At 57.9% G+C, this 18,988-nt stretch carries 13 protein-coding genes, 2 tRNA genes and 3 rRNA genes (1 of these 18 running past the window's edge); 7 read left to right on the forward strand and 11 right to left on the reverse strand.

Annotated features, from left to right (window positions below; translation table 11 throughout):
• Positions 1 to 74 precede the first annotated feature (74 nt).
• The 3 genes from acpA (at position 75) to LOY43_RS23905 (ending at position 3,766) form a co-directional block, all read left to right on the forward strand.
• Positions 75 to 1,769 (forward strand): acid phosphatase, encoded by a 1,695-nt coding sequence (gene acpA, locus LOY43_RS23895; RefSeq protein ID WP_258708820.1) that lies wholly within the window; start codon positions 75 to 77, stop codon positions 1,767 to 1,769.
• A 119-nt stretch (positions 1,770 to 1,888) separates the two neighbouring features.
• Entirely contained in the window at positions 1,889 to 3,061 is a 1,173-nt protein-coding gene (locus LOY43_RS23900) for a hypothetical protein (RefSeq protein WP_258708821.1), read from the forward strand.
• 180 nt (positions 3,062 to 3,241) lie between these two features.
• Positions 3,242 to 3,766 (forward strand): SET domain-containing protein-lysine N-methyltransferase, encoded by a 525-nt coding sequence (locus LOY43_RS23905; RefSeq protein ID WP_095125804.1) that lies wholly within the window; start codon positions 3,242 to 3,244, stop codon positions 3,764 to 3,766.
• Between the two features lie 8 nt (positions 3,767 to 3,774).
• Here the strand turns inward: LOY43_RS23905 and can are convergent, their stop codons facing one another.
• The gene (gene can / locus LOY43_RS23910) at positions 3,775 to 4,419 is read right to left on the reverse strand and encodes a carbonate dehydratase (RefSeq protein WP_007912954.1); all 645 of its coding nucleotides are present in this window, start codon (positions 4,417 to 4,419) and stop codon (positions 3,775 to 3,777) included.
• 141 nt (positions 4,420 to 4,560) lie between these two features.
• On the opposite strand from can, the gene LOY43_RS23915 reads away from it, so the two are divergent.
• Positions 4,561 to 4,965 (forward strand): hypothetical protein, encoded by a 405-nt coding sequence (locus LOY43_RS23915; protein WP_016983591.1) that lies wholly within the window; start codon positions 4,561 to 4,563, stop codon positions 4,963 to 4,965.
• A gap of 120 nt (positions 4,966 to 5,085) precedes the next feature.
• On the opposite strand, the gene rimI is transcribed toward LOY43_RS23915, so the two are convergent.
• Positions 5,086 to 5,538, reverse strand: a complete 453-nt coding sequence (gene rimI, locus LOY43_RS23920; protein ID WP_007912963.1) for a ribosomal protein S18-alanine N-acetyltransferase — start codon at positions 5,536 to 5,538, stop codon at positions 5,086 to 5,088.
• Entirely contained in the window at positions 5,531 to 6,280 is a 750-nt protein-coding gene (locus LOY43_RS23925; RefSeq protein ID WP_093441537.1) for an energy transducer TonB, read from the reverse strand. The genes rimI and LOY43_RS23925 overlap by 8 nt, the downstream gene beginning before the upstream one ends.
• 244 nt (positions 6,281 to 6,524) lie before the next feature.
• Here LOY43_RS23925 and mksB point away from each other — a divergent pair, with 244 nt between their 5' ends.
• Genes mksB through mksF form a run of 3 tightly spaced genes read left to right on the forward strand, consistent with a single transcriptional unit; the run spans position 6,525 to position 11,330 of the window.
• Positions 6,525 to 7,802: an Mks condensin complex protein MksB gene (gene mksB, locus LOY43_RS23930; RefSeq protein ID WP_007912967.1), complete on the forward strand. Its 1,278-nt coding sequence runs from the start codon at positions 6,525 to 6,527 to the stop codon at positions 7,800 to 7,802.
• A complete protein-coding gene (mksE, locus tag LOY43_RS23935; protein WP_007912968.1) occupies positions 7,792 to 8,493 on the forward strand; it encodes an Mks condensin complex protein MksE in 702 nt (233 codons plus the stop codon). Before mksB ends, mksE begins: the two co-directional genes overlap by 11 nt.
• Positions 8,490 to 11,330 (forward strand): Mks condensin complex protein MksF, encoded by a 2,841-nt coding sequence (mksF, locus tag LOY43_RS23940; protein WP_258708822.1) that lies wholly within the window; start codon positions 8,490 to 8,492, stop codon positions 11,328 to 11,330. The genes mksE and mksF overlap by 4 nt, the downstream gene beginning before the upstream one ends.
• A 184-nt stretch (positions 11,331 to 11,514) precedes the next feature.
• Here the strand turns inward: mksF and LOY43_RS23945 are convergent, their stop codons facing one another.
• The 8 genes from LOY43_RS23945 to LOY43_RS23980 form a co-directional block, all read right to left on the reverse strand.
• Positions 11,515 to 13,818, reverse strand: coding sequence for a PqiB family protein (locus LOY43_RS23945; RefSeq protein WP_095125807.1), 2,304 nt, complete (start codon positions 13,816 to 13,818; stop codon positions 11,515 to 11,517).
• The gene (locus tag LOY43_RS23950) at positions 13,811 to 14,434 is read right to left on the reverse strand and encodes a paraquat-inducible protein A (protein WP_095050584.1); all 624 of its coding nucleotides are present in this window, start codon (positions 14,432 to 14,434) and stop codon (positions 13,811 to 13,813) included. Before LOY43_RS23950 ends, LOY43_RS23945 begins: the two co-directional genes overlap by 8 nt.
• Positions 14,421 to 15,080: a paraquat-inducible protein A gene (locus LOY43_RS23955; RefSeq protein ID WP_095050583.1), complete on the reverse strand. Its 660-nt coding sequence runs from the start codon at positions 15,078 to 15,080 to the stop codon at positions 14,421 to 14,423. Before LOY43_RS23955 ends, LOY43_RS23950 begins: the two co-directional genes overlap by 14 nt.
• A gap of 149 nt (positions 15,081 to 15,229) precedes the next feature.
• Positions 15,230 to 15,345 (reverse strand): 5S ribosomal RNA (rrf, locus tag LOY43_RS23960).
• A gap of 151 nt (positions 15,346 to 15,496) precedes the next feature.
• A 23S ribosomal RNA gene (locus LOY43_RS23965) occupies positions 15,497 to 18,390 on the reverse strand.
• 246 nt (positions 18,391 to 18,636) lie between these two features.
• Positions 18,637 to 18,712, reverse strand: a tRNA-Ala gene (locus LOY43_RS23970).
• Positions 18,713 to 18,742: 30 nt separating this feature from the next.
• Positions 18,743 to 18,819, reverse strand: a tRNA-Ile gene (locus LOY43_RS23975).
• Between the two features lie 81 nt (positions 18,820 to 18,900).
• Positions 18,901 to 18,988, reverse strand: a 16S ribosomal RNA gene (locus LOY43_RS23980) (it continues 1,449 nt past the right edge of the window).
• Together the 16S, 23S and 5S rRNA genes with 2 tRNA genes alongside form the textbook arrangement of a ribosomal RNA operon.

An 18,988-nucleotide genomic window follows, 5' to 3' on the forward strand; every position in this document is an offset into this window, starting at 1 on the left:
CACCCAACCGTCACATTGCCTTGCTAGCGTCCGCCCGAAACATACTGAAACAATTAAGCAAAACGGGCTGAACGATGAAAGACGACACAGACGGTACTGACGCACCCGCATCCAATCACCCCACCGACACCAGTCGCCGTCGCTTCCTCGGCGGCGTCGCGGTGCTCGGTGTCGGTGCCACGCTGGCCGGGTGTGGCAGCGCCAGCGATCAACCGGGCAAACCGGCCGAGCGCCCGCTGACGCCCGCCGAGCTGGACAAAGCCCTGCGCGATCAGGTGAAAACCGTGGTGGTGATCTACGCCGAGAACCGCAGTTTCAATAACCTGTTCGGTGATTTCCCCGGTGTCGAAAAGCCGCTAACCGCGCTCAAGCCCGGCGACTATCAACAACGTGATCGCGACGGCTCGCTGCTGCAAACCCTGCCTCCAGTCTGGGGCGGTGTGCTGCAGATCGGCCCGCAAACCCTTGATGGCGTGACTTACCCCAACGCCACGCAGTTTCAGCAAAACCTGCCCAACGCACCGTTCGCCCTCAAAGGACCGACCGGCGAGGACTTGCCGTTCGGTCTGGTGACCCGCGACTTGTGGCACGTGTTCTATCAGAACCAAATGCAGATCAATGGCGGCAAGAACGATGGCTTCGTCGCCTGGGCCGACTCCGGTGGCTTGACCATGGGCCACTACGCCCAGAGCCGCTATTCCCTGCGCCTGTGGGATGTCGCTCAGGAATTCGTGCTGTGCGACAACTTCTTCCAGGGCGCTTTCGGAGGCTCGTTCCTCAACCACCAATACCTGATCAGCGCCACCGCGCCGTTCTATCCTGACGCGGCCAATTCAGTGGCCAAATCGCAGATCGCCGCGCTGCAAAGCGATGATCCGAGCGACCCGCGCCTCAAGCCGCTTGAGCAATCGCCGGCCAGCGCCATGAGTGGCCCGCCGCAGTTCGGCCCGAGCGCACTGACCCCGGACGGCTTCGGCGTCAACACCCTCGCCCCGCCCTACTGGCCGACGTGGATTCGCGACCCTGAGCGCCCGGCGTATTCCAAAGCGGATCTGCCCAACGTGATGGTGCCGCAGACCCACGAACACATCGGCGACAAGCTATCGAAAAAGCACATTGACTGGGCATGGTATGCCGGCGCGTGGCAGGCGACGCTGGATCAGTACAAGGATTCCGGCGGCATTCCGAAAATCCCCAACTTCCAGTATCACCATCAGCCGTTCAACTACTTCAAGCAACAAGGCCCGGAGAACCCCGACGAGCGCAATAAACGCCTGCGCGACGCTGGCCTGGGCGATGAGTCGAGCAGCAACAAATTCTTCGCCGATGCCGAAGCGGGCAAGTTGCCGGCGGTGAGCTTCTACAAACCCCAGGGCAACCTGAACATGCACGCCGGTTATGCCGACGTGGCGTCCGGGGATCGGCACATCGTGCGTGCGCTGAAGGTGCTGCGTGAAAGTCCGCAATGGCAAAACATGGTGGTGATCGTCACGGTCGACGAGAACGGCGGCTGGTGGGATCACGTCGCGCCGCCCAAGGGCGACCGCTGGGGGCCGGGCTCACGAGTACCGGCGCTGGTGGTGTCGCCGTTTGCACGCAGGGGCACGGTGGATCATACGGTCTACGACACGGCATCGATCCTGCGGTTGATCACCCGTGTCTTCCAGTTGGAAACGCTCAACGGTCTCAAACAACGCGACGAAGCGATGATTGCCCGGGGTCAGCAACCCATGGGCGATTTGACCAACGCCCTGCATTTTCCGGCCTGAAAACCAGCCCTGCGAGTTTGCGCAAAAATCTGCCAATGACGGCTTCTCTGTCAAACGCGGCTGATCCACTATGAGGCGCCCCCGACACGCGGGGAACCCACGCTGAAAAGGATCTGAGCATGTTCAAACTCCCAGGACTCTCACTTGCCGCGCTGACGCTGAGCGCGGCCGCCCACGCCGATGTCGATCTGAAACTGGGCAGCACCGAACGCGTTACCCGCCTGTTCGCTTACCCCAACAATTGCAGCGTAATCTGCTTCCGCAACTGGACGCTGGAACAGACCGTCGCCCATTACCTGAGCCAGAGCGTGCAACGCGATGGTTATGCCGATGCCAAGGTGTTGGTAAAAACCGATAACGGCCAGCTCTACGCCGAAATCACCGGCGTGCCAAAGGATTACGACAAACCGCTGTCGGCGCTGCTGGACGCGGGCGATCTGGCCTACACCGGCGCCAGCAAGCTCAATGCCGATGGCAAATGGGCCTACAGCTGGTATCTGTTCCTGCCGCTGGGCATGGCTTTGGAAAACCGTAAAAGTGTCGAATTGCTGCACTTCCCGCCGGATTACTCGCTGACCCAAGCGCAAGATTATTTGCGTTCGAACACCACCGATCGTTGGGCGACTCTGCTGACTGACAATGGCATTCCTGCCGAGCAGACGCCGGCCTATCAAACCATCATCGATATCGCCCCGATCGCTGCGCCGTCCAATGCTGGCAGTGATCTGGAAGGCGTGTATGACTACTTCAAGGACTACCAGACCACCCTGGTCAAACAGTTCAGCCAGACCGCCAGCGGCACGACGCTGCCGATGGTCGCGTTCGGCGCGCCGGTGCGTAACTGGATCAAGCAGCAATACGGGCCAACCGTGAATGTCTTGGGCCTGGCGACGATCAGCCCGAGCGAAGGCGTGAAAGTGCCGGTGCTGGGTTCCAACCACCCGAGTTATATCTGGTACGCCGCTGACCCGAAAAGCTACACCGGCGACGACGCACAGGCCAAGGCTGATGCTGCAGGTCTGAAAGTCATGGGCCAGGATTTGAGCGCGGCCTGCTGGCAGGCGGGCATGGGCAGTAAACCAGGCAGCGATGCACAGGCCACGCTCAACAGTTGCACACAGACGTGGCAGGTGACGCAGAAGGTCAAAACCTGCGAGTTGTTCTACACCTCGATCCGCAACCTGACCCCGGAACAGGCCGTCGCCAAGTGCGCGACCACCCCGATCAAGGCCCAACTGAAGCAATTGCAGGCACCGCTGCCTGCCACCGCCGTTCCCGCCCCGCATCTGTAATCGCTTGAAGCGCTCCCGTGTCAGCCAATGCTGACGCGGGAAAGCGTCTAACTCTCCTGTCAGATCTGACAGTAGACCAGCTATACCTAATACGACACGATTGGATCCAAACAGAAGTGCTGCAGCACTGACAGGACGTCACCCCCAGGAAGTCGCAAAACCTTTGCGGCAAGGACTGTTATGAATATCCACGCCATGGCGCAATCGGCGCCACGCGATACTGAAGGTATTTACCCCTTCGCCGGTTTGCCGGTGCGACTGGGGTTTCCCGCCAGTGCCGATTTCGAAATCATCCACGATGCGCACGCCAGCCCTATGGGGGTCGCGGCGCGGCGTGAGTTTCTGCAAAGCCATCGGATGTGCCGGGTGTCAGGGCAACTACTGCCCTATCGCTGCCGACAGACCCGACAGATGCTGACGGGCATCCACATTTACGATCCGCGCTTTTGCGGTTTGATCGAACACGCCTGCGACCCCAACGTGTTTCTCGACATGAGCGAGCTGTGGTTGTGGGCGTTGAAAGATATCCACAGGGGGGAGCGGCTGACCATGGACTACGCCGCCACCGAAGACAAACTGCTGCATCAGTTTGCCTGCGGCTGCGGAGCCAAACGCTGTCGAGGGTGGATCACCGGTTACGACGAACCGCCCAGCATCGAGGGCCAGCACTTTTTACAGCGCTGGCGGCACTCGGGTTTGCGCTGAAAGGCCGTTTACAACGCGCCAACCGGACGCAAACGGTATTGCGGCGGCAATTGCTCGAAACCACTGATGGTGGTGTTCAGGCTTTTCCAGCGACCGTCCTTGATGCCGTAGATGCAACCGTGGATCGACAGGCTCTGCCCGCGATGCCAGGCGTTCTGGATGATGCTGGTGTGGGCGACGTTAGCCACTTGCTGGATCACGTTGAGTTCGCACATGCGATCAACCTGCTCTTCTTCGGTCGGTAACTTGGCCAGTTCTTCACGTTTTTCGTAGTACAGATCGCGGATCGAACGCAGCCAGCCGTCGATCAGACCGAACTGACGATCCTGCATCGAGGCGCGTACACCGCCGCAGCCGTAGTGGCCGGTGACGAGAATGTGTTTAACCTTGAGCACATCGACCGCGTACTGGATCACCGACAGGCAATTGAGGTCGGTGTGCAGCACCACGTTGGCAACGTTGCGGTGCACGAACAGATCACCCGGCAGCATGCCGACGATCTCGTTGGCCGGTACACGTGCGTCGGAACAGCCGATCCACAGATATTCCGGCGTTTGCTGGCGCGCCAACTTGGCGAAGAAATCCGGGTCTTCCTTGGTGATCGCGTCAGCCCAACGCTCGTTGTTATCAATCAGGTCTTGTAAGTCATGCATGCTGTAAGGCCTCAAGAAAGATGCGCTGGTATGACAGACGACCACCCGTCGGGGTCACGCCGTCACCGCAAGTGATTTCATTGGAATTCTCGTGTGCCCGGTGAGTCCACCTAAGTAAGGCCCACAGTATGAGGAATTGCCATGACTGATTCACGACGCCCTTACGATGCGGTGCAACCGGAGCCCATCGATGATAACGAAGACCGCATGGGTTCGGTGCATGAGCTGGATTTCGATGAAGACGAACCCAGTGCGAAAATCGGTGATGAGATTCCCGAGCGTGAACGCGAGCAGTTGATGCCGCGTGAACGGGTGCGCGAGGCGGGTATGACCGGGGCTTCAGTCAGTGATCATGAACCCACCGACGATGACCTCAGTCCAGAAACGCTGATTCATGAAGATGGCGCGCGGGATGCCGAAGAGGCCGGGGAAGGCAATCAGGCCGATTGGGATCTGAGCATCGTCGATGAAGATGACATTGGCGGTGGCAATGGGCTGGATGAGGCGGAGCTGGCGCGGCGCGATCCGCTGGATGGCAACCGTTGATCACTTGAGCTGAAACTCGGTCCCTGTAGGAGCTGCCGAAGGCTGCGATCTTTTGATCTTGTTCCGTAACATCAAAAATAAAATCAAAAGATCGCAGCCTTCGGCAGCTCCTACAGGTAATCAGTCAACCAGGGTGCAGGCCATGACCACGGCATCTTCACGCCCACCCACCGCCGGATAATAATCCCGACGCCGGCCAATCTCGTTGAAGCCATAACGTTCATACAACTTGAACGCGCCCGTATTGCTGTCACGCACTTCCAGAAAACATTCTCGCGCAGAAGCCGCATACGCCCGCGACATCAGATGCTCAAGCAACGTCAGCCCCAGCCCACGCCCCTGATTTTCCGGTTTGACGGTAATGTTGAGCAGGTGCGCCTCATCGAGAATGATCTGCACCACCCCGTGGCCAACCTGTTGCTCACCTTCGAACATCAGCCATATCTGGTATTTACCCAGGCCGTCGAGAAAAATCCCCCGGGTCCACGGGTGGCTGTACGCGGCGTACTCGATTTTCAGCACGGTTTCCAGATCCGCCTCGGTCATCGGGCGGAACGATACAGCGTCACTCATTCGATTCTTTCCAGCGCGCCATCAGCCGACGCATGGCTTGCCACACAGCGGCCTTGCGCTGTGGCTCTTCCATTAACAATTCCAGACCGGGAATGGCCCAGGCCGAGCCCAGACCTTCGATCTGCAACTCACGATTGAACGCTTCGGCATCCGCTTCACCGGCAAAACGCACCGCCGGAAGGCCGATCAGCCACAGACAGGCGCAGGGTGCGGCTTCCATTTGCACGGAAAGGAAACCCTGAACGAAATCACGCGCCGCCTCCGGGCCTTGATCCATGGTGCCGCGATTGAGCCACGGCCAGCGCACCGGCTCACCGACGATTTGCGGCGCATCCGGCAGACCGGCGGCGCGCAGCATGTCTTTCAGCAGCAAATAGGCGGGATCACGGCTCTGGAACGGTTCGCCTGTGGGTAACTCGACCAGCAGCAGGCATCGCCCGGCGCGCAGTAATTGCAGGGCGAAACGCGGTGGTGGCACCGGTGCCGGTTTGGCGACGACTGGCGTGTCGTCGGCCTCTTCTACCGGTTTGGCACCGGTGCGGGTACTCGCCAACGACGGCCGCGGTACTTCGATTTTCGGCCGTTCGACCGGACGAGCGGCAGCCGTTTGCTCCGGCGCATCGGCTTGCGGCGCGGACACAACCGGCGCTTCTACCTCCGGCTCGGGCATGTCCAGCAGCTCGGGCCGCGACGGTGCGGCGAAGGGCAATTCGGTGCGCGGCAGCCAGTTGACCACCTGCATGGCGTTCAAATAGGCGCGGCGGCGGGACTCGATTAGCAAGGGTCGGCCACTTGTGGATAACTGAAGTGCGCTGATTCTACCGCCCTTCGTTCAAGATCGCCCGTTGTAGATCGATACTCTTTCACGAGGCGCTTTACCCACGCTCTTTATACAAAGAATGCGACAGCCCGTCCCGAGAGTGAATCGCATCCTTCGTGATGCAGTACAATCGCCGCTTTTCATTGCCAACCAGCCGGGCATTCCGATGATCGAACCCAAGCGCGTCTTGCGCGCCCTCGCTGAACACTGGGCACTGCTTGAGCCACTGTGTGAGCACTTCGACCAAGGCACATTGAGCCTCAACGAACTGCGCTCGCAACTGGCCGCCCAACAACTGGACAGCACGCCGCAGGACATCACCAGCCTGCTCGACGTGTGGATTCGCCTCGATATCCTGATTCCGGTGGCGAAAAGCCCGAACCGTTTCGAGCTGAACGCACAGATTCACGATTTCCTCGCTTATCTGCGTCGCGAGCACCGACTGGGCCTGTGCCTGGAAATCGAAGCCTATTTGCGTCACCTCGAACGTCTGGCCGGGTATATCCAGGACGCATTCGAAGTCCGCGATGGCCACGACCTCGCCCGCCAGTTGCGCCTGCTCGACATGCGCGTGCGCGACGTACTGAAGAAGCTCGACAACGACGAACAGGCGCTGGTCGCCGTCGCAGAACGCGCGAAGACCAGCGATCGGCAGATTCCATTGCGTCAGCGTTACGCCGAAGTACTGGCGACGTGGGACGAATACGTCGAGCCGATGATCGATCTGGTAAACGCCGACGGCGCCTTCGAACAAGGCGTGCGCAAGGTCGAAACTGTATTGCTGAAGATGCTCAGCGAACAGCAACGCCTCGGCCATCTGGTCGACGACGACATGCTGCTGCGCACCCACGCACGCATCCTCGAGATGCAGACCAGCGCCCAACTGACGTTGCGTCACGCCCGCGAACTGCTGCTGCCGCTGCGTGAAGAAGCGCGCCGGCACAACGCCGTTACCCGTGGCGCCGCGTTGGCCCTGGCCGCCATTCGGCGTAAAGGCATCGACGCCGTGCCGCAAGCCGCGATGCCGCTGTTCACCCGCCCGCAAAGCACCTTCCTCGGCAGCGCCAGTCAGGTCGAAGCCTACGTCTATGCGTTGGCGCGTTTCGAGCCAAAACCGGCGCGTTTCCCCAAGGCGCACAAGACCCAGAAGGGCGAAGCCCCACGCGCGCCCCGCACCGTGCGCGAGATGGTCGACCGCTGCGAAGAAGCCTTGCCGATGCCGGATCTGATGACCTGGCTGCTCGAGCAGGAACCGGACGGCGCCACCGACGAATTGCTCTACTGGTTCTCGCGCCTGTCGCGGGAAAAGCGCTTCAAGCGTGAGCGTCTGGAACGCCGCGAATACCACACTCACGAGCACCAGGTCAGCCTGCGCTCCTTCGCCCTGCTCTCGGCCAGCGACAGCGCCGCCGAGAATTCTGCGAGCATCCCCAATGCATCTTGATCTTTCCGAACTGTCGCAACTCGCGCCGATCTTCCGCGAGCTGTTCAAGGGTTACCACGTCAGCCGCCGCGATCCGGAGCTGTACGCGCAATTGTCGAACTTCCAGGATCAATACCGCACGCTGTTCAAGGCGCTGGGTTTTGAACTGGTTTGCGATACCCGAGGTTTCTACTACTTTGTGCCGGACATGGCCGCTGCGGCGGTAAACAAGACTGCGCAGCGTCTGGCGCTATTCACCTTTATCCTCGTCGAGCATCTGGCCGATCAGGGCCGCGACCCGATCGCCGTGCTCGATGGCGGCAGCCTCGGCCGTGAAGAACTGCCATCGCTGCTGGAGAAGTACCGCGACCTGTTCATTCAGGCCGAAGTGCAGACCGTTGAAGAGCTCGAAGAAAAGATCATGCGCCGCATGACTCAACTCGGCTTTGCCAGCGAAGAAAACGGCGTGTACCGCTTCCTGCCGCCGATGCACCGCTTCCTCGACGTGTGCCTGTCGGTGCAGCAGGACCGCGATCTGGCGGCCAGCGTGCACAGCGTTCTGCCGTTGCCGGCGCCAGTGCTGATTGATGAAGCGGCGGAAGCCAAATTCCTCGAAACCGACGACCCGCTCGATCTCTCCGAATTTGAGGAAGAGAGCGAAGAAGATGCATTGGCCCGCGCCATTGCCGAAGAACAGGAGTCCGACGCATGAGCCAGGAACGCTACGGCATCCGCCGCTTTGCCCTTTTGAACACCGCCGGTTACAGCCTCGGCCTGTTCCCGCTGGAAGAACCGCTGTCGGTTTACGGCGCGAACAACCTCGGTAAATCGGCGTCGATCAACGCCTTGCAGTTCCCGATTCTGGCGCGCATGTCGGACATGAGTTTCGGCAAATACAGCCTGGAACAATCGCGGCGCTTCTACTTCGCTTCCGACACCAGCTACATCCTTGTCGAAGTGAACCTGCCCCACGGCCCGCACGTGATCGGCGTGGTCGGTCGCGGCCCGGGCGGTGGTTTCGGTCACCAGTTCTTTGCCTATGCCGGCAAACTCGATCTGGCGCATTACCAGAAGAACGACACCTGCCTGCGCCAGAAAGAGCTGTTCAGCAACCTTGAGAAAGAAGGCCTGAAAGCCTACGAACTCAAGCCGGACGAACTGCGTCGTTTGCTGGTTGGCGGTCACACGTCGATCCCGCTCGACCTGACGCTGATCCCGCTGCGCTCCACCAGCGAGCAGAGCCTGAAGACCTTCCGCGCGCTGTTCATCAACCTGCTGCACATGCGCGAAATCACTGCGGCCAAGTTGAAGCAGTTGTTCCTCGACGCCTTCGAACACAGCCTGCGTTCCGGCAGCGTCGATTACATCGCCGCATGTGAAGAAGCCTTCCGCGATGTGCGGCGCATGGAACAGGACTACAACTCGCTGGTCGCGGCCGGCCCGCTGGTTGAGGCCTTGGCCAACGGCGTGAAACAGCGCGACATACTGCGCGGCAAACTGCATCGCCTGTCGCCGCTGCTCGACTCGTTGCTCGGCACCTGGTCGGACTACGCCAGTGCGCGCAAAGAAGAGCTGACCATCCAGGCCGATCACTATCGTGGCGAGCAGGACAGTCTGCAAAACGATCAGCGCGGCGGCACTCAGGAACTGATGCGTCTGGAGCGGGAGATTTCCGGCATCCAGCGCTGGCTCGGCGAATTGTCGGTACTGAAGAATCGCTTCGCCCTGGTCGATGACGTCAAAGTGCTCGAGCAACAATTGCTCGCGGCCAAGGATGCGCACGACGAACTGGCCGGTGCCTTGGCGCAATCCCGTCAGTTCAGCGCTGAAGATCTGGAAGAGCGCGTGCGCGATCTGGAAAAACGCCTGAAGTCGGTGAAACAGCAACTCGATCACGCCGACAACAACAGCTACGCCCGCCTGCGCGAAGAGTTCTCGCAGCAGGACGTCGAGCGTTTGATGCGCCTGTTCAACAGCGCGCTGTTCAGTCTGCCGCTGGGCGAACACGGCATTACCCTCGACGAAGATGGCGAGTGGGTCAAATCCGTTGAGCTGATTCTCGATGGCTTCAAAGGCGAGCGTTTTGAAGTGCCTGGCCTGTCGATCGACATCTCGCACATCGAGCCGCCGGCGCTGCAAGCCTTGGCTGACCGTGCCGCGCTGCGCGATCAGAAAGAGCGTCTGGAAAAAGAGCTCAAGCAACTCAAGACTCAACAGGCTGTAGCCGCCGACCGCGCCGCGAGCAAAACCCAGACCGAAGCGCTGTACCAGCAAGTGCTGGACGCGCAGAAGGCGCTGGAAGATTTCCGCCGCACCCAGACTCTGAGTGCCGAGGAAGGCGACAAGCTCGAGCAACTGGCGCAGATGGAAGGCGCCCAGGACGAACTCAAGCGTTCCAGCGATGCGTTCACCGAGCGCGTCCAGCAACTGTCGGCCAAGCTGCAACTGGTCGGCCGGCAGATCGCCGACATGGAAGCCAAGCAACGCACCCTCGACGACGCGCTGCGCCGTCGTCAGCTGCTGCCGGCGGATCTGCCGTTCGGTACGCCGTTCATGGATCCGGTCGACGATTCGATGGACAACCTATTGCCACTGCTCAACGACTATCAGGACAGCTGGCAAGGCTTGCTTCGCGCCGATGGCCAGATCGAAGCGCTGTATGCGCAAGTACGTCTGAAAGGCGTGGCCAAGTTCGACAGCGAAGACGACATGGAGCGCCGCCTGTCGCTGCTGATCAACGCTTACGCGCACCGTACCGATGAGGCGCTGACCCTGGGCAAGGCCCGTCGCGCGGCGGTCACCGACATCGCCCGGACCCTGCGCAACATTCGCAGCGACTACGACAGCCTCGAGCATCAACTGGCGCTGTTCAACCGCGAGATCAACAAGCGTCAGGTCTCCAACCTGCAGAGCTTCCGCATCGTCCTCGCGCCGAACAAGGAAGCGCTCAAGCACATCGACCAGATCATCCACAGCGCCGGTCAGTACGAAGAAGGCGAAACCCTGTCGGTGTTCGATCTCAGCCAGAGCGCCGAGCAGGACAACAAGAACGAAGAAGCCAAGGAATACCTGGCGCGGCTGGTGGCGGCAAACCACAACCAACTCGGCCTCAAGGACTTGTTCGAACTGGCCTTCGAGATCACCAAGGTCAACGGCCAGCCAGTGATCCACACCGACATCGATGGCGCGGCGTCCAACGGTACGACCATGACCATCAAGGCGCTGACCAACATGTATTTGTTGCTGCACTTGATGGACCGCGATCAGGCCGGTCGCGTACGTCTGCCGTATTACCTCGATGAGGCGGCGGACATCGACGAGAAGAACCAGGCCGCACTGCTGGAAACCAGTCTGCAACTGGGTTTCGTGCCGATTCTGGCGAGTGTGAAGCCGCAGGTCTGCGCCAGTGTCGCGATCGACCTGGAAGGCGGCAGCGGCCCGGCGGGCATTTACATCGATGATGCGGACTGGAAGTACATCCGTCGCCATGATGTGGTCAAGGCAACGCTGAATGTTGAAGCGGATGAACCGGAGCTGGATGCGGTTTGATCGGCATTAACTGAAGGCAATAAAAAGGGCCGCGATCTGTTTGGATCGCGGCCCTTTTTTATGGCTTGGGGTTTGTGCTGATTTTGCGTGCCCTATCGCGAGTAGGCTCACTCCTACAGTTGGAATGCGTTCCCCTGTAGGCCGTGAGCCTGCTCGCGATGGCGCCACTTCAGACACCATAGAATCACTTACCGAGGGAAATCTTCGGCGCCCACGTCAGCCACTCATCCTCAAACTTGTCGAACAACGGGAACGTCTGCTCAGCCCGCGCCGGGTTACCCATGCGCTCGCCATCCGGCGTTGCGAAGGCAATCCCACCCTGAATCGCCGTCTCCAGCGACTCGGTGCGCACCGTCAGCCCATTGAACAAACCGATATCAAACCCGACACCACTGGTGTTCCAGAACCGGCTCCCGCTGCGCACCAACGGTGCGTATTTCGGCTCGATCAGAATGTGCACCAACACTCGATCAGCGGTCTGACCCAGTTCATAACCGGTGACTTTGCCCACGGTAATTTCACGGTAAGTCACTGGCACACCCGGTTTCAGCGAACCACGACGGGCCGCGCTCAAGACCAGACTCAGACCCGCCTCTTGCTTGGTCACTTCCGGCGCATTGGCTAGCGCCACGAAGTTCTTCTGCGGCCCCAGACTCTTCGCCGCCGGTTGCACTTCTATGTATTTTCCGGTCACCAGGGTTTCCAGATTTTCTGTCTTGATCAGGCCCAGCTCAGGTTTGACCACCCAGAATTGGCTGCCGACCCGGGCGATCTTCTCCGGCACTTCGGTAATCCGCGCCGTGAGGATCACCGATTGCAGATCATCGGTCAGATCGACACTTTCGATCTTGCCGACATCCAGTCCCTTGAAGCGCACCGGGGTGCCACTGCGCAGACCATCAGCGCGATCGACTTTGATCGTCACCACCGCGCCTTTCTGATTCGCCTCATCATGGTTGGCGAACAGGCGGAAACGTGGAATACGCTTCTGCAACGGCGCCTTGGCCTGCGGTGTTTCAAAAGCGATGCCACCGGCCATCAGGGTCTGCAGCGATTCGCTCTTCACTTGAATGCCGCCGGTCAGTCCGCCGGTCAGCGTGATGCCGCTGACATTCCAGAAGCGCGTCGACGCATTGACCAGGTTTTCGTATTCCTTTTCGATGTGAACACCGATGACCAGTTGCTTGCGGGTCTTGGAGAACTGGTAGCTCTGCACCGAACCGACCTTGACCTGCTTGTACAAAATCGGACTGCCAACATCGATGGAGCCAAGGACATCGGTGAACAACACCAGGTGCAGCCCCGGCGAACGCAGATCCAGCGGCGGCGCCTTCGGCCGAGCCTCGAACTCGCGTTTCGGCGCAGCGCCCTTGTCACCCGGGCGCACGGCGATGTAGTTACCTTTCACCAGCGCTTCCAGCCCGGTGATACCGGCCAGAGAAATCGACGGTTTGACCACCCAGAACTGGGTGCCGTCGACCAGATAGTCTTCGGCCAACGGATCAAGAGTCAGCTCGGCAGTGGCGCTGTTCAGATCGGGGTCGACCTTCAATGCTTTCAGGTTGCCGACCTGAATGCCTTTGTACATCACCGGCGTGCGGCCAGCCTGCAGGCCTTCGAAGTCGCTGAGTTTGACCTTCACCCGGATCCCGGCCGCAGCAGCATCGAAATCTTCGTAGAGACGGAACGGCAGGCTTGGATCGGTCGGCGGGCTGTCCTTGCGGTTCTCCGGCGTAGCGAAGGCGATGCCGCCGGCGACGATGCTGGCCAGCGATTCGCTGCGCACTTTCACCCCGGACAGGTTGGCGTCGATGCTGATGCCGCTGGCGTTCCAGAAACGCGTGTGTTTGCGCACCAGTTTGGCGTAGGTCGGCTCAATGAAGACTTTCAGCTCAACGGTGCTTTGATCTTCCGAAAGCACGTAGCTTTTGATCTGGCCAACCTTGATCTGTTTGTAGAACACCGGGCTGCCACGATTCAGCGAACCGAGACGATCCGCCTTGATGGTCAGATGCAGGCCGGGTTTGGCATCCGACAGCGGCGGCTCTTCGGCAAGCGCCTTGAACTTGCGCGTCGGTTCCCCTTCGCCGGGGCTGATGGCCACGTAGTTACCCGAGACCAGGGTTTCCAGACCGGTGATGCCGGCCAGCGTCACGCTCGGTTTGACCAGCCAGAAACGCGTGCTGGTCTTGAGGTATTGCTCGACGTCTTTGTTCATCTCGACGGTGGCGATCACGCCTTTGGAGTTGCCTTCGTCGTCGAGCTTGAGCGCCTTGACCTTACCGACCGGCATGCCTTTGTACATGACCTCGGTCTTGTTGGCCTGAATACCTTCGCCACTCTCGAAGCGGATCTGAATTTCGATCCCGGTCTCGGAATAGGCACGCCAGCCAAGCCAGCCGCCGATGATCAGCGCGATCAGAGGCAGTACCCAAATGGCAGACCAGTTCGAAGCCGGTCGAGTTTTCGCTACGGGCAAATCAGTCATGGTCGTCGTCCGACTCCGTGTTATCCCAAATCAGTCGGGGATCGAAAGTTACTGCGGCGAGCATCGTCAGAATCACCACACTGGCGAAGGCGATGGCGCCAAGATTGGCTTCGACACTGGCAAGCCGGCCGAAGTTGACGACCGCCACGAGAATGGCGATCACAAAAATATCGAGCATCGACCAGCGGCCAATAAACTCGATAAAACGGTACATCCAGATGCGCTGACGGGCGGACAGCGGCTGACGTCGTTGCACCGAAAACAGCAGCAGCGCGATGCCCACCAGTTTGAAGGTCGGCACCAGAATACTGGCGATAAACACCACCGCAGCAATCGGAATCATGCCGTGCTGCACCAACTGGATCACGCCGGACATGATAGTGCTCGGATCACCCTGCCCCAAAGAACTGACAGTCATGATCGGCAAGACATTGGCCGGTATATAGATGATCGCTGCCGTGATCAGCAGTGCCCAGGTGCGGGTGAGGCTGTTTGGCCTGCGAGCGTGGACCAATGCACCACAGCGGGTGCAGGTTTGCTCGTCGGTGTCCGCTTCCTGCCTGTTCAACTCATGACATTCGGTACAGACCAGAATGCCCGCATCAATCGCCCGCATGAGCATCTTCCCCTGATAGCGCCTGCCAGATCTGATGCGGTGACATCACCACCTCCAGCCATACCTGCACTAATAACAAGCTAATGAAACACGCTAGGCCGAGACCGACGGTGATGGCCGCCATGTCCGCCAGTTTGACGATCGCCACCAGTACGCCCATGAGGTAGACCTCGAGCATTCCCCAGTCTTTGAGGTGGTGATAAATACGGTAAAGCAACAAACCGTAACTGCGACCGACATCGAAGCGGATCGTTAGCAAGACGAATAACTGGCACAGCAACTTCAACAGCGGAATGGCCATGCTGCACAGGAATACGACGATCGAAACACCCTGCATGTCCGTGTTGAACAAGCCGAGCACGCCGCTCCAGACCGTATCCTGCGAAGACTGTCCGAGGATATTGAGTTGCATGATGGGTAAAAAGTTTGCCGGGATGTACAGCAGCAATGCTGCAATCACCAAGGCAAGGCTGCGCTGCACCACGTTATGGCGGTGGGCATACAACTCGTAACCGCAGCGTGGGCAGAGGGCTTTTTCGCCATGGGCAAGTTGTGGCTTGCGCATCAGCAGGTCGCACTCGTGACAGGCCACCAAGTCTTCCAGCGGTAAATCTGACAGCCCGGGGGCGTCAACCGACTCTGACATAAAGGCTCTGGCTCCGAATAAGGTGGGGCTATTCTAGTGTTCTGATTCGAAAATAACTGTGCAAATTTGTTCGTTGTCGCGAGTAAAAAACTTTCCCGCGGGCAAAACAAAACCCCAACTGCTTTCGCAATTGGGGTTTCGGAATTTAATCTTGACGATGACCTACTCTCACATGGGGAAACCCCACACTACCATCGGCGATGCATCGTTTCACTGCTGAGTTCGGGATGGGATCAGGTGGTTCCAACGCTCTATGGTCGTCAAGAAATTCGGGTACTGAGTCGTGGCCAAATGGCCTCGCTTCAGCAAATTGGGTATGTGATAGCTTTCGGTGTTTGTGAACATCGAACTTTCGGTTCGTTTCGTCTTCACACACCGCAATCTGGTCTCTTCGACGCAAATTGCTTGGGTGTTATATGGTCAAGCCTCACGGGCAATTAGTATTGGTTAGCTCAACGCCTCACAGCGCTTACACACCCAACCTATCAACGTCGTAGTCTTCGACGGCCCTTCAGGGAACTCAAGGTTCCAGTGAGATCTCATCTTGAGGCAAGTTTCCCGCTTAGATGCTTTCAGCGGTTATCTTTCCCGAACATAGCTACCCGGCAATGCCACTGGCGTGACAACCGGAACACCAGAGGTTCGTCCACTCCGGTCCTCTCGTACTAGGAGCAGCCCCTCTCAAATCTCAAACGTCCACGGCAGATAGGGACCGAACTGTCTCACGACGTTCTAAACCCAGCTCGCGTACCACTTTAAATGGCGAACAGCCATACCCTTGGGACCGGCTTCAGCCCCAGGATGTGATGAGCCGACATCGAGGTGCCAAACACCGCCGTCGATATGAACTCTTGGGCGGTATCAGCCTGTTATCCCCGGAGTACCTTTTATCCGTTGAGCGATGGCCCTTCCATACAGAACCACCGGATCACTAAGACCTACTTTCGTACCTGCTCGACGTGTCTGTCTCGCAGTCAAGCGCGCTTTTGCCTTTATACTCTACGACCGATTTCCGACCGGTCTGAGCGCACCTTCGTACTCCTCCGTTACTCTTTAGGAGGAGACCGCCCCAGTCAAACTACCCACCATACACTGTCCTCGATCCGGATAACGGACCTGAGTTAGAACCTCAAAGTTGCCAGGGTGGTATTTCAAGGATGGCTCCACGCGAACTGGCGTCCACGCTTCAAAGCCTCCCACCTATCCTACACAAGCAAATTCAAAGTCCAGTGCAAAGCTATAGTAAAGGTTCACGGGGTCTTTCCGTCTAGCCGCGGATACACTGCATCTTCACAGCGATTTCAATTTCACTGAGTCTCGGGTGGAGACAGCGCCGCCATCGTTACGCCATTCGTGCAGGTCGGAACTTACCCGACAAGGAATTTCGCTACCTTAGGACCGTTATAGTTACGGCCGCCGTTTACCGGGGCTTCGATCAAGAGCTTCGCGTTAGCTAACCCCATCAATTAACCTTCCGGCACCGGGCAGGCGTCACACCCTATACGTCCACTTTCGTGTTTGCAGAGTGCTGTGTTTTTAATAAACAGTCGCAGCGGCCTGGTATCTTCGACCGGCATGAGCTTACGGAGCAAGTCCTTCACCCTCACCGGCGCACCTTCTCCCGAAGTTACGGTGCCATTTTGCCTAGTTCCTTCACCCGAGTTCTCTCAAGCGCCTTGGTATTCTCTACCCAACCACCTGTGTCGGTTTGGGGTACGGTTCCTGGTTACCTGAAGCTTAGAAGCTTTTCTTGGAAGCATGGCATCAACCACTTCGTGTTCTAAAAGAACACTCGTCATCAGCTCTCGGCCTTAAGATCCCGGATTTACCTAAGATCTCAGCCTACCACCTTAAACTTGGACAACCAACGCCAAGCTGGCCTAGCCTTCTCCGTCCCTCCATCGCAATAACCAGAAGTACAGGAATATTAACCTGTTTTCCATCGACTACGCTTTTCAGCCTCGCCTTAGGGACCGACTAACCCTGCGTCGATTAACGTTGCGCAGGAAACCTTGGTCTTTCGGCGTGGGTGTTTTTCACACCCATTGTCGTTACTCATGTCAGCATTCGCACTTCTGATACCTCCAGCAAGCTTCTCAACTCACCTTCACAGGCTTACAGAACGCTCCTCTACCGCATCACCCGAAGGTGATACCCGTAGCTTCGGTGTATGGTTTGAGCCCCGTTACATCTTCCGCGCAGGCCGACTCGACTAGTGAGCTATTACGCTTTCTTTAAAGGGTGGCTGCTTCTAAGCCAACCTCCTAGCTGTCTAAGCCTTCCCACATCGTTTCCCACTTAACCATAACTTTGGGACCTTAGCTGACGGTCTGGGTTGTTTCCCTTTTCACGACGGACGTTAGCACCCGCCGTGTGTCTCCCATGCTCGGCACTTGTAGGTATTCGGAGTTTGCATCGGTTTGGTAAGTCGGGATGACCCCCTAGCCGAAACAGTGCTCTACCCCCTACAGTGATACATGAGGCGCTACCTAAATAGCTTTCGAGGAGAACCAGCTATCTCCGAGCTTGATTAGCCTTTCACTCCGATCCACAGGTCATCCGCTAACTTTTCAACGGTAGTCGGTTCGGTCCTCCAGTTAGTGTTACCCAACCTTCAACCTGCCCATGGATAGATCGCCCGGTTTCGGGTCTATTCCCAGCGACTAGACGCCCTATTAAGACTCGCTTTCGCTACGCCTCCCCTATTCGGTTAAGCTCGCCACTGAAAATAAGTCGCTGACCCATTATACAAAAGGTACGCAGTCACCCAACAAAGTGGGCTCCCACTGCTTGTACGCATACGGTTTCAGGATCTATTTCACTCCCCTCTCCGGGGTTCTTTTCGCCTTTCCCTCACGGTACTAGTTCACTATCGGTCAGTCAGTAGTATTTAGCCTTGGAGGATGGTCCCCCCATATTCAGACAAAGTTTCTCGTGCTCCGTCCTACTCGATTTCATGACTAAGAGATTTTCGCGTACAGGGCTATCACCCACTATGGCCGCACTTTCCAGAGCGTTCCGCTAATCTCAAAGCCACTTAAGGGCTAGTCCCCGTTCGCTCGCCACTACTAAGGGAATCTCGGTTGATTTCTTTTCCTCAGGGTACTTAGATGTTTCAGTTCCCCTGGTTCGCCTCTTGCACCTATGTATTCAGTACAAGATAACCATCTTATGATGGCTGGGTTCCCCCATTCAGACATCTCCGGATCAAAGTCTGTTTGCCGACTCCCCGAAGCTTTTCGCAGGCTACCACGTCTTTCATCGCCTCTGACTGCCAAGGCATCCACCGTATGCGCTTCTTCACTTGACCATATAACCCCAAGCAATCTGGTTATACTGTGAAGACGACATTCGCCGAAAATTCGAATTTCTCAACTAAGAGAACTCACAAATTTTACCTTAGCCTGATCCGTTACCAGTGAAAGTAACGTTCAGTCTATCTTTCTATCACATACCCAAATTTTTAAAGAACGAACTAGTCAAAGACTAGAAATCAACATTCACCATCATCATGATGGAATGCTCATTTCTAAGCTTTATACAAGAGAAGCAGTAGTGGTGGAGCCAAACGGGATCGAACCGTTGACCTCCTGCGTGCAAGGCAGGCGCTCTCCCAGCTGAGCTATGGCCCCGTATTTCTACAGGCGTTTCCCACACAAAATTGGTGGGTCTGGGCAGATTCGAACTGCCGACCTCACCCTTATCAGGGGTGCGCTCTAACCAACTGAGCTACAGACCCAATTTCGGGCTGCTTCTTTCGTCTTCTTCAATGAATCAAGCAATTCGTGTGGGAACTTATGGAGCAGCTGATGTCGTCGATTAAGGAGGTGATCCAGCCGCAGGTTCCCCTACGGCTACCTTGTTACGACTTCACCCCAGTCATGAATCACACCGTGGTAACCGTCCTC

It is taken from the genome of Pseudomonas sp. B21-041, from assembly GCF_024748675.1.
Taxonomy (GTDB): domain Bacteria; phylum Pseudomonadota; class Gammaproteobacteria; order Pseudomonadales; family Pseudomonadaceae; genus Aquipseudomonas; species Aquipseudomonas neuropathica.

Coding starts and splice junctions, on each gene's coding strand:
- can (WP_007912954.1), bottom strand. CDS start 4,419: ATGCATGACTTACAAGACCTGATTGATAACAACGAGCGTTGGGCTGAC.
- LOY43_RS23905 (WP_095125804.1), top strand. CDS start 3,242: ATGAATATCCACGCCATGGCGCAATCGGCGCCACGCGATACTGAAGGT.
- LOY43_RS23950 (WP_095050584.1), bottom strand. CDS start 14,434: ATGCGGGCGATTGATGCGGGCATTCTGGTCTGTACCGAATGTCATGAG.
- rimI (WP_007912963.1), bottom strand. CDS start 5,538: ATGAGTGACGCTGTATCGTTCCGCCCGATGACCGAGGCGGATCTGGAA.
- LOY43_RS23955 (WP_095050583.1), bottom strand. CDS start 15,080: ATGTCAGAGTCGGTTGACGCCCCCGGGCTGTCAGATTTACCGCTGGAA.
- mksF (WP_258708822.1), top strand. CDS start 8,490: ATGAGCCAGGAACGCTACGGCATCCGCCGCTTTGCCCTTTTGAACACC.
- mksB (WP_007912967.1), top strand. CDS start 6,525: ATGATCGAACCCAAGCGCGTCTTGCGCGCCCTCGCTGAACACTGGGCA.
- LOY43_RS23945 (WP_095125807.1), bottom strand. CDS start 13,818: ATGACTGATTTGCCCGTAGCGAAAACTCGACCGGCTTCGAACTGGTCT.
- acpA (WP_258708820.1), top strand. CDS start 75: ATGAAAGACGACACAGACGGTACTGACGCACCCGCATCCAATCACCCC.
- LOY43_RS23900 (WP_258708821.1), top strand. CDS start 1,889: ATGTTCAAACTCCCAGGACTCTCACTTGCCGCGCTGACGCTGAGCGCG.
- LOY43_RS23915 (WP_016983591.1), top strand. CDS start 4,561: ATGACTGATTCACGACGCCCTTACGATGCGGTGCAACCGGAGCCCATC.
- LOY43_RS23925 (WP_093441537.1), bottom strand. CDS start 6,280: ATGCAGGTGGTCAACTGGCTGCCGCGCACCGAATTGCCCTTCGCCGCA.
- mksE (WP_007912968.1), top strand. CDS start 7,792: ATGCATCTTGATCTTTCCGAACTGTCGCAACTCGCGCCGATCTTCCGC.